This window comes from Pseudomonas sp. CIP-10, assembly GCF_020911845.1.
In the GTDB taxonomy this organism is placed as follows: domain Bacteria; phylum Pseudomonadota; class Gammaproteobacteria; order Pseudomonadales; family Pseudomonadaceae; genus Aquipseudomonas; species Aquipseudomonas alloputida.
Window position 1 is genome coordinate 2,062,444 of the sequence record NZ_CP087160.1, and the last position, 12,273, is coordinate 2,074,716.

Below are 12,273 nucleotides of genomic sequence, written 5' to 3' on the forward strand. Positions count from 1 at the left end.
GAAGTGTTCTCCGACCCTCACCGACAGGCCCTTGCACAGGCCGACGATGTAGTCCACCTGCCCGGAAATGATGAACACCGTCAGCGCCGAAATGTTGCTGACAAAGTTCATGCTACGCGCCACGTCGTTGGCGCGTACCAGGTCGATAGGTATTCAGGAAATCGTTATTCTGATAACTGGTATATGCGCGGGAAATTTGCTGTCGCTTGGGGGGAACCCCCTGCGGCACCTCTGATATTAATTGTTGGCCAAAAAGGGTTGGGGAGACCTAAGCTATCTGGGCTAGTTTCGGAATACGGCGGTGGTGGAAGACCTTGATTTTGTGAAAGAGCAGCAGCTAATTCGTGCGGGGTCAATCCAGACTGTAGTTCTGAAAGCCTGCTGCCAGTGGCTTCGATCTTAGCGGTGACATACTGTAATCGCTTTACCAGCTTTGGGAGGAGGTTATGCGATCGAAGTTGTGCTGCTTCTGGTATGTCGCGCTCAAGCTGAGCCTTTTCTGCCAGTCGTTTTGGTAGCTTTTTCGCCATTTTAACATCCCAGCCAGTTGCCTTGCTGCTGAAACGCCACCCCGAGTACTTTTGCAGTTCTGGATGGTCGTGAGCGGCTATTATCTCTGTCATCGTATAAGCAGGTTCGGGGCGACTGAACAGTTTCTTGATCCAATTCTGGCCTGAATGATCTAGCCTGTTTATTGGGTCGGCAGAGCAATAGGCGTAGGCGTTTATGCCTCCTTTGCTAAAAGGGCTTAGGCTGTCGGGCGAGAGGAACCTCATCAAATTCGGGTTATAAGTACGCTTGCCGTTTCCCAGTAGGTAGCAGCCTGTCCATAGGTCGCGAGGTGCTCCCGTGAAACCCAGTACGTAAATATTCCCTGGCTTAGCTGAGGCTCCATAGCAGGTATATTGGAAGGAAATAACCTTGCTTTGCATTTAGATATTTCCGTTGATGAGAGGCGTCATATATTTACAATTCCTTGCGCCCCCCCTCAACTGGCATAAATGATAGTACGGCTGATGGGCCTCATGATCGGGTACAAAGGTTCAGGCCTGCCCGAACCAGTGTTGCCACGCTAGGCGCACGGTCAACGCCAGCACCACGGTGATGAACACCGGGCGGATGAACTTGCTGCCGCCGCTGATCGCCGTGCGTGCGCCGAAAAAGGCGCCGACCATGACCGACAGGCCCATGCACAGGCCGACGATGTAGTCCACCTGCCCGGAAATGATGAACACCGTCAGCGCCGCGATGTTGCTGACGAAGTTCATGCTGCGCGCCACGCCGCTGGCGCGTACCAGGTCGATGGGGTACAGCAGCAGGGTACTGACCGTCCAGAACGCACCGGTACCCGGGCCAGCTACGCCGTCGTAGAAGCCCAGGGTGAAGCCTTGCGGCACTTGCCACTTTTTCTTGATCGGTGCATCGGCATCCAGCGGCGCCTTGGGCGTGCCGCCGAACAACAGGTAGATGCCACAGGCGAAGACGATCACTGGCAGCATCTTGTTCAGCCATTCGGCTGGCATGTAATGGGCGATGACGGCGCCGAGCAACGCCCCGGTCAAGGTGGCGAACAACGCCGGGCGCCACTGCGCCGGGTGGAACAGTTTGCGTTTGTAGTAAGTGAAACCTGCAGTGGCCGAGCCGAAGGTGGAACTGAGCTTGTTGGTGCCCAGTACCAGGTGCGGTGGCATGCCGGCAGTGAGCAGGGCCGGGGTGGTGAGCAGGCCCCCGCCACCGGCGATGGCGTCGATGAAACCGGCGACGAAAGCGACCAGCGCCAGGATGAGTAGGGTTAGGGGTTCTACGGTGAGTTCGAAGGGCATGGGTTTTTGGCAGGCGGGGAGGCAAGGAGGCGGCAAAGTGCTGCACTAGAAGGGACACATGGTAATCCTGGGGAAGGTGTGTTGCCAGTGCCGGCCCTTTCGCGGGCAAGCCCGCGTAATCCCGTAGGAGCGGGTTTACCCGCGAAAGGGCCGGTACTGGCGAAAACATCAACTACGGATAAACGCCAGCAAATCCGCATTGATCACATCGGCATGGGTGGTGGGCATGCCATGCGGGTAGCCTTTGTAGGTTTTCAGCGTGCCATTGGGCAGCAGCCTGGCCGACAGTACCCCGGAATTTTCGTATGGCACGATCTGGTCATCGTCGCCGTGCATCACCAGCACCGGCTGCTGGATGCCCTTCAGGTCCTCGGTGAAATCGGTCTGGGAAAACGCCACGATGCCATCGTAATGGGCCTTTGCACTGCCGATCATGCCTTGGCGCCACCAGTTGCCGATGATGCCTTCGCTGGCTTCGACCCCTGGGCGGTTGTAGCCGTAGAACGGCCCTGTTGGCACATCCCGGTAGAACTGCGCCCGGTTGCTGGCAACCTGGGCCTGGAAACCGTCGAATACCGACTTGGGCAGGCCACCGGGGTTGCCGGGGGTTTGTACCATCAAGGGGGGGACGGCCGCGATCAGCACGGCCTTGGCCACCTTGTCTTCAGGGTGCCGGGCCATGTAGCGCACCACCTCGCCGCCGCCGGTCGAGTGGCCGACATGCACGGCGCCCTGGGTGCCCAGGTGGGCGACCACGGCGGCTACGTCGTCGGCATAGTGGTCCATGTCGTGGCCGTCCCATACCTGGCTGGAGCGGCCATGGCCCCGCCGGTCGTGGGCGACCACGCGGTAACCCTGGGCGAGGAAGAACAGCATCTGCGCGTCCCAGTCATCGGCACTGAGCGGCCAGCCGTGGTGGAAGTGGATCACCGGTGCATCGCGCGGGCCCCAGTCCTTGTAGAAAATCTGTACGCCGTCCTTCGTGGTTACATAGCTCATGGTCGTGTCTCCTGAGTGCAGGAAGCGAAGGGAGCTATTGAGAATAGGAAGAATTTTGGCGGGTATCAGGAAGTTGTGTTGCCTGTGTGGGCCTCTTCGCGGGTGAACCCGCTCCTACACTGTGAGGTCCCTTTCACCCGCGAAGAGGCCCGCACAGGCAATACTGATGCCCTTCAGACACGGTCGCGCATGCGGTACCAGGCCTTTGCCGCCGCTTCCAATGGCGCAGCCAGCAGGTCGCCACCGGGGAAGCGGCCGTTGTCGATGCCTTGGTACAGCGCCAACAGGTCTTCATCGCCGAGAATGGCATCACTCACCGCCCGCGCCGCCGCCAGGGTCGGCAGTACACCATGACCGGAGAAGCCCTGCAGCCAGTAGCGCTGGCCCTCGCGGCCGACGTCCGGGGTGCGTTGCATGCTGCAATCAATATGGCCACCCCAGGCATAGTCGATGGCTACCCCGGCCAGTTGCGGGAATACCCGCTCCAGGTACGGGCGGGTAGCGCTGGCGACGTCCTTGGGAATGCCGCCCAGGTATGTGCAGCCGCCACCGAACAGCAGGCGGTGGTCTGGGGTGAGGCGGAAGTAGTCGGGTACGAACTGGTTGTCGATCACGCAACTGTTGCGAGGTAGTAACGAATGGGCCAAGTCGGCATCCAGAGGCGCAGTGGCGACCTGGTAGGAACCGACTGGCAACAGGCGACGCGACAGGCTGCGGTCAAGGCGGTCGATGTAGGCGTTGCAGGCCAGCACCAATACCTGGCAGCGAACTTCGCCACGGTCGGTACGGGCGACATAGCCGTCGCGAGCCTGCTGGTAGCTGAGCACCTGGCTCTGTTCGTAGATTTGCCCGCCGGCAGCCTCGATGGTACTGGCCAGGCCCTGTGCCAGTTTCAGCGGGTTGAGGTGGGCACCTTTGGCGTCGTACAGCGCGGCCTGGTAGCGCGGGCTGTCGATCCATTGCGGCAACTCGTCACGGCCGATCAGGCGCAGGGCGTCGTAACCCCATTTATGCTCGGCATCATGCAGGGCCTCTTCGAGCATTTTTACCCGGCGCGGCAATACCGCAGTCCACAGGCTGCCCGGCCGGTAGTCGATGTCGAAGCCGTGGCGCTGGGGCAGTTCGCGCATCTCGTCGGCGGCCCAGCACATGCTGGCCCATAGCCGTTGGGTGCGTTCGATGCCAAGGGCCTGCTCCAGCGGCGGCATGTCGCACGACCAGCCCAGCAGCGCCTGGCCACCGTTGCGTCCGGAGGCCGCCCAGGCAACCCGGCTGGCTTCCAGCAGCGTTACGCGTTTGCCGGCCTGGGTCAGGCGCAGGGCAGTGTGCAGGCCGCTGAAACCGGCGCCGATGATCAGCACATCGGTGTCCTGAGTGCCTTGCAGGGTAGGGCGTAATGGGATGTTGGCGGGGTAGGTCTGGGCGTAGTAACTGGCGACGTGCTGGGCGGATTGTTTGAACATGCGGGATTTCCGTGAAAATTATTATGTTTATTTTCATGAAAAGTTAGCAGTTAAATTTCACGTTGCCAATGTGTTGGTCGGGGTTTGTGGTTTGCCTGTGGTTAATGTGTTGCCTGGGCTGGCCTCTTCGCGGGTGAACCCGCTCCTACAGGGGGGCTCGCTTTTTCCGCGCCTGACGTGGCTTGCTCGGAGTTGCCTTGCTTCCGGCCGCTTTGCTTTTGCCACCTCCACCGCGACGTTTCTTCTTCCAGGGGGGGGCCGCTCCGGCCGCTGGCCCGCTGATGGTCATGCGCATGCCGCTGCAACGCTCGACCAGCTTGCCCATCCACGCCGACTGCCGGGCAACGAACTCTTCCAGGGTCATCTCGCCGCTTTGCACCATGTCCAGCGCCTGCTCCCAGATTGCCGTGGTGCCGGGGTCGGCAATGGCGCGGGGAACGGCGTCGATCAGGCTGAAGGCCGCAGGTGTGGCCGACAGCGCCTTGCCGTTCTTTACCAAGTAACCGCGGTCGAGCAGACCCTGGATAATGCTGGCGCGGGTGGCCTCGGTGCCGATGCCGGTGGTTTCCTTGAGTTTCTGCTTCAGCCGAGGGTCATCCACCAGCTTGGCCACGTTTTTCATCGCCTTGATCAGGTCGCCTTCGGTAAACGGTTTGGGTGGCTGGGTCCACAGGTCTTTCAGTTGCAGGCCGTGTACCTTGCAGTCCTGGCCTTCGCGAAGCGCCGGCAGCACCTGGGCCGGTGGTGCCTCGCGGCCTTTGGCCGGGGTGAGCGCCTCGGGCAAGGCGCGGCGCCAGCCCGGCTCGACGATCTGCTTGCCCACAGCACGCAGCGCATGACCGGCGCAGTCGAAGTCGGCCTGGGTGCGGTCGTACTCATGGTTGGGCAGGAACTGCGCCAGATAGCGGGCGCGGATCAGGGTATACACGGCCTTGTGCTTGGCCGGCAGGCTCGAGGGGTCGCTGGCGGCGGCGGTGGGGATGATGCCATGGTGAGCGCTGACTTTGGCGTCGTTCCACGCCCGCGAGCGGCGTTGCGGCTCCAGGTAGGGCTGCAGCGGTGCCAGGCTGGCATCGGCCCGTTGCAGGGCGGCGAGGATGGCGGGTGCCTCGGCGTGCTGGCTTTGTGGCAAATAGCCGCAATCGCTGCGCGGGTAGGTGATCAGCTTGTGTGTTTCGTACAATGCCTGGGCAATGTCGAGGGTTTCCTGGGCGCCGAGGCCGAACTTTTTCGAGCACAGCTCCTGCAGGGTGCCAAGGTCGAAGGGCAGCGGTGCTGCTTCGCGCACACGCTCGGTCGCTACCTTTACCGCTCGGGCAGTGCCGGCATGGCCGATGTCGGTGGCGGCCCGCTGTGCCAGGTCTTGCTTCAGGCAGCGGCCTTGGTCATCACAGGCGTCTTCGGGGGCGCGCCATTGGGCATTGAAGCGTTGGCCGGCGTGTTCCAGCTGGACGTCGATGGCCCAGAACGGCACCGGTACGAAGTTGGCGATGCTGCGGTCGCGGTCGACCACCAGGCGCAAGGTCGGCGTTTGCACGCGGCCTACCGGCAGCACACCCTGGTAGCCGGATTGGCGGCCCAGCAAGGTGAACAGCCGGCTCATGTTCATGCCGATCAGCCAGTCGGCGCGCGAGCGGCCCAGCGCCGAGTGGTACAGGTTGAACGTCTCGTGGCCTGGCAGCAGGCGCGCCAGGGCCTTGCGGATGGAGGCGTCATCCAGCGCCGACAGCCACAGGCGCTGCACCGGGCCTCGGTAGCGGCAGTGCTCGACCAGCTCGCGGGCAATCATTTCGCCTTCGCGGTCGGCGTCGGTGGCAATCACCAGCTCCCGCGCTTCACCGAGCAGGCGTTTGACTGCCTTGAACTGGCTGGCGGTCTTGGGCTTTACCAGCATCTTCCACTTGTCTGGAATGATCGGCAGGTCGGCCAGGTTCCAGCGCTTGTAACGTTCGTCGTAGCTGTCGGGCGGGGCGGTTTCCAGCAGGTGGCCAATGCACCAGGTGACGCAGATATCGGTGCCTTGCCAGCAGCCGTCGCCTTTGCGGTTGGCGCCGAGCACTTTGGCAATGTCTTTTGCCTGGGAGGGTTTTTCACAGAGGAACAGGCGCATGGCCGGGACGCTTCATCGGGGTGGTGGGCCATAGGATGCGCAAGCGGGGGCGCAGAGGCAAGTTTTATCTGGATGGATGTACAGGTTTTTTGTCAGCGGGGATGTATATCGCCTGAGCCGGCCTCTTCGCGGGTAAACCCGCTCCTACAGGGACGCGTGGTGCTTGTAGGAGCGGGTTTACCCGCGAAGCGGCCGGCACAGGTGATGGATCAGGCGCGCGAGTCGCGCACCATGTCGACATGCGGGATGCCAGCTTCGAGGAATTCCTCGCTGACTACGCGAAAGCCCAGCCGCTCATAGAACGGCGTGGCGTGTACCTGGGCGCTGAGCATCTGCTGTTTCAGGTCGCGGTTCTGCGCTTCGACGATGACCGCATTGACCAAAGCATCGCCTACCTTCAGGCCGCGCCAGTCCTTGAGCACCGAGATGCGCCCGATGGTGCCGTCGGCCAGCAGGCGCGCAGTACCGATTGGATAGTCGCCTTCCAGGGCCAGGAAGTGCAGGGCGTCCTGGTCTTCCGAATCGAACTCCAGCTCTGGTGGAATGTGCTGCTCGGCGACGAACACGGCTTCACGGATACGGCGGATGTCGGCGTTGTCTTTGTGCCAATCGGCGAGGCGAACGCTGATCTTATTCATTGGCGAATCCCAGGCTCCCTTGTTTGACCAGCTGCTGTACCAGCATAAGGCCATCTTCGTCCTGCAGCCACTCGGCCAGGTTGTCGATGTGCAAGGCGTCGGCGGCACATACCAGCTTCAGCAGCTCTCGCAGTTTGCCGGGCAGTGGGCAACTACGGCCGCTGGCGAACAGCAGCAGGTCGTCTTCGAATTCCGACCAGGCCAGGCGTGCGCTGGGGTTGCGGATCAGGATGGCGCCCTGCTCAAGGGCGTCGATCAGCTCTTCCTCGCTCAGCTCTTCGCCAACGATCTGCTCGGGGTAGCGCGGCTCGGTCATGAACTGGCCGAACCAGGTCAGCAGCAGGTCCTTGTCGCCCATGTGCTTGTCGAGCAGCGCCTTGAGGCGGTCGAGGGCATCGTGCTGGATCTGGTGCGGGTCGCTGACCGGCTGGGCGTCGGCGTCGCTGTAGCGCTCTTCGTCGGGCAGGAACTGGCCGAGGAAGTCGGTGAAGTGGGTCAGCACTTCGGCAGCGCTCGGTGCGCGGAAGCCGACCGAGTAGGTCAGGCAGTCATCCACGGCCACACCGTAGTGGGCCAGGCGCGGTGGCAGGTAGAGCATGTCGCCGGGCTCCAGGGTCCACTCTTCACTCTGCTCGAACTCGGCCAGGATACGCAGGTCGGCGTGCTCCAGCAGCGGGCTGTCACTGCTGCACATCTGGCCGATCTTCCAGTTGCGCTGGCCGTGGCCCTGCAGCAGGAACACGTCGTAGTTGTCGAAGTGCGGGCCGACGCTGCCACCCGGGGCGGCGAAGCTGATCATCACGTCATCGATACGCCAGCTGGGCAGGAAGCGGAAGTTTTCCAGCAGTTCGGCCACTTCCGGAACGAACTGGTCAACGGCCTGTACCAGCAGGGTCCAGTCTTTTTCCGGCAGTTCGGCGAAGGTGTCTTCGCTGAACGGGCCGCGGCGCAGTTCCCACGGGTGCGCGCCGTGCTCCAGCACGATACGCGACTCGACCTCGTCTTCCAGGGCCAGGCCGGCGAGCTCGTCGGGGTCGATCGGGCTGATGAAGTCCGGGAAGGCCTGGCGTACCAGCAGCGGCTTCTTCTGCCAGTAGTCGCGCATGAATTCGCGGGCCGAGATGCCGCCGAGCAGCTGCAGTGGAGTATCAGGATTCATGTTCAACCTATTGAAAAAACGTAATTTTCGTACGGGAATAAAAACGCCCGGCCAGGCCGGGCGTTGTACGCGACGCTCAGCTTAGATGCGTTTGGCCTGGGCCGCCGCGTTACCGATGTAGGTAGCGGGGGTCAGCTGCTTGAGCTCGGCCTTGGCTTCGGCTGGCATGTCCAGGCCGTCGATGAAGGTCAGCAGCGCTTCTGGGGTGATGCCCTTGCCACGGGTCAGCTCTTTGAGCTTCTCGTAGGGGTTTTCGATGTTGAAGCGGCGCATCACGGTCTGGATCGGCTCGGCCAGCACTTCCCAGCAGGCGTCCAGATCGGCGGCGATGCGAGCTTCGTTGACTTCCAGCTTGCCGATGCCTTTCAGGCTGGCCTCGAAGGCGATCACGCTGTGGGCAAAGCCCACGCCCAGGTTGCGCAGCACGGTGGAGTCGGTCAGGTCACGCTGCCAGCGCGAGATCGGCAGCTTGCTGGCCAGGTGCTGGAACAGCGCGTTGGCGATACCCAGGTTGCCTTCGGAGTTTTCGAAGTCGATCGGGTTGACCTTGTGCGGCATCGTCGACGAACCGATTTCGCCGGCAACGGTCTTCTGCTTGAAGTAACCCAGCGAAATGTAGCCCCACACATCACGGTCGAAGTCGATCAGGATGGTGTTGAAGCGGGCGATGGCGTCGAACAGCTCGGCGATGTAGTCGTGCGGCTCGATCTGGGTGGTGTACGGGTTGAACTGCAGGCCCAGTTCGTCTTCGATGAAGGCGCGGGCGTTCTCTTCCCAGTCGATCTGCGAGTAGGCCGACAGGTGGGCGTTGTAGTTGCCCACGGCGCCGTTGATCTTGCCCAGCAGTGGCACGGCGGCAACCTGGGCGATCTGGCGCTCCAGGCGGTACACGACGTTGGCCAGTTCTTTACCCAGGGTGGTCGGCGAAGCCGGCTGACCATGGGTACGCGACAGCATTGGCACTTCGGCGTGGGCGTGAGCCAGGGCGCGGATGGCGTCGGCGACCTGGCGCATCAGCGGCAACAGCACTTCGTCACGGCCAGCGCGCAGCATCAGGGCGTGGGACAGGTTGTTGATGTCCTCGCTGGTGCAGGCGAAGTGGATGAACTCGCTGACCTTGGCCAGCTCAGGCAGCTTGGCGGCCTGCTCCTTGAGGAGGTATTCAATGGCCTTGACGTCGTGGTTGGTGGTGCGCTCGATTTCCTTGACGCGCTCGGCGTGCTCCAGCTTGAAATCGTTGGCCAGGCTGTCCAGCAGGGCGTTGGCTTCGGCGGAGAACGCCGGCACTTCGCCGATTTGCGGGTGGGCGGCCAGGCGCTGCAGCCAGCGCACTTCGACCAGGGCGCGGAAACGGATCAGGCCGAATTCGCTGAAAATGGGGCGCAAGGCCTGGGTTTTGCCGGCATAACGGCCGTCTACAGGGGAAACCGCAGTGAGCGAAGAAAGCTGCATGGGGTGTTCTCGGACAGTCAGGCTTTTGGAAGGGCGCATATCATACATGAAAATTGCGCCTGGGTCGGGTGGCTGACCAAAGGTCGGCCCAATTTGGATCTGGTGGCAGCCCCTGTGGGAGCAGGCGTGCCCGCGAACACCGGCGTAGCCGGTGCCATACACCGCGTCGCCTGCTTCGCGGGCACGCCCGCTCCCACAAAGGGCAGCCCAGCCCGTCAGGTGGGGCTGCGCATCATGTCGTACAGTTCGTTCAGCAACTTGCGCCGGCTAAACACCAGCTGCCAGCGGTGCCCGCCCAGCTGCCGCCACAGTCGCGCGGCGCGGATGCCGGCCAGCAGCAAGGCGCGGATCTTCGAGGCGTTGTTGGGCTGCTGCAGGAAGCGCATGTCGCCGTGCACCTGAATGCGCTGGCGCAAGGTGCTCAGGGTGTCTTGATACAAGGCTCCACTGGAAGCGATGACGTTTTCGTGAACCAGGCCGAAATGCTCGGCCTGCGACTGGATTTGCGGCAGTCGGTTGCCGATGGTGTCCAGCAGGTCACCACGCTTGTTCAGCTGGCGTTCCAGGCCCAGCATCGACAGGGCGTAGCGCAGTGGCTCGCGCTGCAGGCTGTTGGGGTCGCGCTCGAGGGCGCCGATCAGCGCTCGGTAGCCGTCGCGCAGGTTCAGGTCGTCACCGCCGAACACCTCCAGGGTGTCCTTGGGGTCACGCACCAGCAGGCTGCCCAGCATGCAGCCGATATTGGCTTCACTGGCCTGGCCGGTGCGGGCGATGCGGTCGACAAGCACGGCGGCCTGGAACACACCGCCCAATGCGATCAGCTGCTCCTGCAGGTTGCTCATGCGCGCGGGCTCCACGGCTCGGCAGCCTCGATCACGCCACCGCCCAGGCACACTTCGCCGTCATAGAACACCACCGACTGGCCCGGCGTTACGGCGCGCTGAGGCTCGTCGAACACGGCGCGGTAGCCGCTGGCGGTGCGTTCCAGGGTGCATCGCTGGTCGCTCTGGCGGTAGCGCACCTTGGCAGTCAACTGGCGTGGGCTGCCGAGGTCGACCGGGTTGACCCAGAAAATGTCCGAGGCCAGCAGGGCGCGGGAGAACAGCCATGGGTGCTCGTTGCCCTGGCCGACCACTAGCACGTTGCGGGCCAGGTCCTTGTGCAGCACGTACCACGGCTCGTCACTGGCATCTTTCAGGCCGCCAATGCCCAGGCCCTGGCGCTGGCCGATAGTGTGGTACATCAGGCCATGGTGGCGGCCGATCACTTCACCTTCGGTGGTTTCAATGTCGCCCGGCTGGGCCGGCAGGTACTGCTTGAGGAAGTCGCTGAAGCGGCGCTCGCCAATGAAGCAGATGCCGGTGGAATCTTTCTTCTTGGCGGTGGCCAGGCCGTGCTTTTCGGCGATGGCGCGTACTTCGGGCTTTTCCAGTTCGCCGACCGGGAACAGCGTGCGGGCGATTTCCTGGCCGCCGACGGCGTGCAGGAAGTAGCTCTGGTCCTTGTTCGGGTCCAGGCCCTTGAGCAGTTCGGTGAGCGCGCCAGTATCGCGGCGGCGCACATAGTGGCCGGTGGCGATCAGGTCGGCACCCAGCGACAGGGCGTAGTCGAGGAACGCCTTGAACTTGATTTCGCGGTTGCAGAGGATGTCGGGGTTGGGTGTGCGGCCGGCCTTGTATTCTTCAAGGAAGTGCTCGAACACGTTGTCCCAGTATTCGGCGGCGAAGTTGGCGGTGTGCAGCTTGATGCCGATACGGTCGCACACGGCCTGGGCGTCGGCCAGGTCTTCACGGGCGGTGCAGTATTCGGTGCCGTCGTCCTCTTCCCAGTTCTTCATGAACAGCCCTTCCACCTGGTAGCCCTGCTCGATGAGCAGAAGGGCTGAGACGGAAGAGTCCACGCCGCCGGACATGCCGACGATGACGCGGGTCTTGGCGGGGTCTTTAAGTGCTGGGCTGGTCATGGGTACCGGTGTGTATCAAGGGGGAAAAACGCCGATTCTATCAAAACCGCGGCGCTGCGTCAGTCGCGTAGCAGGTCGAGGCTGTGCAGCGGGCCTTTGAGGTAGTCATCCAGGCAGCGCGGCACCAGCTCGCTGCGCCAGCGAGTGGGGTCGGCCAGCAGTTCGTCGCGGGTCAGCCACACGGCGCGGACGATGTCGCTGTCCAGTGCCAGGTCGGCGTGATGGCGCACGGGGCGGGCGGCGAAGCAGATGCGCTGGTAGGTCACGCCGTTGCTGGGGGCGGTGTACAGGTAGATGCCGACCACGCCGGTCAGCTCGACTTCCCAGGCGGTTTCCTCCAGGGTTTCGCGCAGGGCGGCCTGGGGCAGGGTCTCGTTGGGCTCGAGGTGGCCGGCCGGCTGGTTGAAGACGTGCTGGTTGGCTTTGAATTCCTCGACGAAGAGGAACTTGCCTTCGTGCTCGACGATGGTCGCTACGGTGATGTGGGGTTGCCAGGTCATGAGCATCTCCTCAACGGTCTGCAGGGCCCTGTAGAAGCGGGTTAACCCGCGAATGGGGCAGTGGTTTCACCACCGTATTCGCGGGTAAACCCGCTCCTACAGGGACCGCGCTTGTTTTCCAGAAAGCACAAACCCCGGTGCGTGGCCGGGGTTTGTGCTGTTACTT

General features: G+C 62.8%; 11 protein-coding genes and 1 pseudogene. All 12 read right to left on the bottom strand.

Annotation, left to right across the window (positions count from 1 at the left end):
• Window positions 1-150 (bottom strand): annotated as a pseudogene (locus LMH93_RS29840) (TSUP family transporter); the annotation flags it as partial.
• Between the two features lie 14 nt (window positions 151-164).
• A complete protein-coding gene (locus LMH93_RS09155; protein ID WP_003251246.1) occupies window positions 165-932 on the bottom strand; it encodes an RHS repeat-associated core domain-containing protein in 768 nt (255 codons plus the stop codon).
• A 111-nt stretch (window positions 933-1,043) separates the two neighbouring features.
• Window positions 1,044-1,823 (bottom strand): TSUP family transporter, encoded by a 780-nt coding sequence (locus LMH93_RS09160; RefSeq protein ID WP_003251244.1) that lies wholly within the window; start codon window positions 1,821-1,823, stop codon window positions 1,044-1,046.
• A 168-nt stretch (window positions 1,824-1,991) separates the two neighbouring features.
• A complete protein-coding gene (locus tag LMH93_RS09165; protein WP_003251242.1) occupies window positions 1,992-2,822 on the bottom strand; it encodes an alpha/beta fold hydrolase in 831 nt (276 codons plus the stop codon).
• Window positions 2,823-2,995: 173 nt separating this feature from the next.
• Window positions 2,996-4,285: an NAD(P)/FAD-dependent oxidoreductase gene (locus LMH93_RS09170; RefSeq protein ID WP_060546242.1), complete on the bottom strand. Its 1,290-nt coding sequence runs from the start codon at window positions 4,283-4,285 to the stop codon at window positions 2,996-2,998.
• A gap of 145 nt (window positions 4,286-4,430) precedes the next feature.
• Window positions 4,431-6,395, bottom strand: coding sequence for a DNA topoisomerase III (locus tag LMH93_RS09175; RefSeq protein WP_230065028.1), 1,965 nt, complete (start codon window positions 6,393-6,395; stop codon window positions 4,431-4,433).
• Between the two features lie 209 nt (window positions 6,396-6,604).
• A complete protein-coding gene (locus tag LMH93_RS09180) occupies window positions 6,605-7,033 on the bottom strand; it encodes a GNAT family N-acetyltransferase (protein ID WP_003251237.1) in 429 nt (142 codons plus the stop codon).
• Window positions 7,026-8,192 (bottom strand): ribosomal protein uL16 3-hydroxylase, encoded by a 1,167-nt coding sequence (locus tag LMH93_RS09185; RefSeq protein WP_012051819.1) that lies wholly within the window; start codon window positions 8,190-8,192, stop codon window positions 7,026-7,028. The genes LMH93_RS09180 and LMH93_RS09185 overlap by 8 nt, the downstream gene beginning before the upstream one ends.
• 81 nt (window positions 8,193-8,273) lie before the next feature.
• Window positions 8,274-9,644: an adenylosuccinate lyase gene (gene purB, locus LMH93_RS09190; RefSeq protein WP_003251234.1), complete on the bottom strand. Its 1,371-nt coding sequence runs from the start codon at window positions 9,642-9,644 to the stop codon at window positions 8,274-8,276.
• A 215-nt stretch (window positions 9,645-9,859) separates the two neighbouring features.
• Complete coding sequence (gene hflD / locus LMH93_RS09195; RefSeq protein WP_003251232.1) at window positions 9,860-10,486, bottom strand: high frequency lysogenization protein HflD; 627 nt, start codon at window positions 10,484-10,486, stop codon at window positions 9,860-9,862.
• Window positions 10,483-11,607, bottom strand: coding sequence for a tRNA 2-thiouridine(34) synthase MnmA (gene mnmA / locus LMH93_RS09200; protein WP_003251230.1), 1,125 nt, complete (start codon window positions 11,605-11,607; stop codon window positions 10,483-10,485). The genes hflD and mnmA overlap by 4 nt, the downstream gene beginning before the upstream one ends.
• Window positions 11,608-11,666: 59 nt before the next feature.
• Entirely contained in the window at window positions 11,667-12,107 is a 441-nt protein-coding gene (locus tag LMH93_RS09205; protein WP_003251227.1) for an NUDIX hydrolase, read from the bottom strand.
• Window positions 12,108-12,273 lie beyond the last annotated feature (166 nt).

Coding starts and splice junctions, on each gene's coding strand:
- hflD (WP_003251232.1), bottom strand. CDS start 10,486: ATGAGCAACCTGCAGGAGCAGCTGATCGCATTGGGCGGTGTGTTCCAG.
- mnmA (WP_003251230.1), bottom strand. CDS start 11,607: ATGACCAGCCCAGCACTTAAAGACCCCGCCAAGACCCGCGTCATCGTC.
- LMH93_RS09205 (WP_003251227.1), bottom strand. CDS start 12,107: ATGACCTGGCAACCCCACATCACCGTAGCGACCATCGTCGAGCACGAA.
- LMH93_RS09170 (WP_060546242.1), bottom strand. CDS start 4,285: ATGTTCAAACAATCCGCCCAGCACGTCGCCAGTTACTACGCCCAGACC.
- purB (WP_003251234.1), bottom strand. CDS start 9,644: ATGCAGCTTTCTTCGCTCACTGCGGTTTCCCCTGTAGACGGCCGTTAT.
- LMH93_RS09185 (WP_012051819.1), bottom strand. CDS start 8,192: ATGAATCCTGATACTCCACTGCAGCTGCTCGGCGGCATCTCGGCCCGC.
- LMH93_RS09155 (WP_003251246.1), bottom strand. CDS start 932: ATGCAAAGCAAGGTTATTTCCTTCCAATATACCTGCTATGGAGCCTCA.
- LMH93_RS09160 (WP_003251244.1), bottom strand. CDS start 1,823: ATGCCCTTCGAACTCACCGTAGAACCCCTAACCCTACTCATCCTGGCG.
- LMH93_RS09175 (WP_230065028.1), bottom strand. CDS start 6,395: ATGCGCCTGTTCCTCTGTGAAAAACCCTCCCAGGCAAAAGACATTGCC.
- LMH93_RS09180 (WP_003251237.1), bottom strand. CDS start 7,033: ATGAATAAGATCAGCGTTCGCCTCGCCGATTGGCACAAAGACAACGCC.
- LMH93_RS09165 (WP_003251242.1), bottom strand. CDS start 2,822: ATGAGCTATGTAACCACGAAGGACGGCGTACAGATTTTCTACAAGGAC.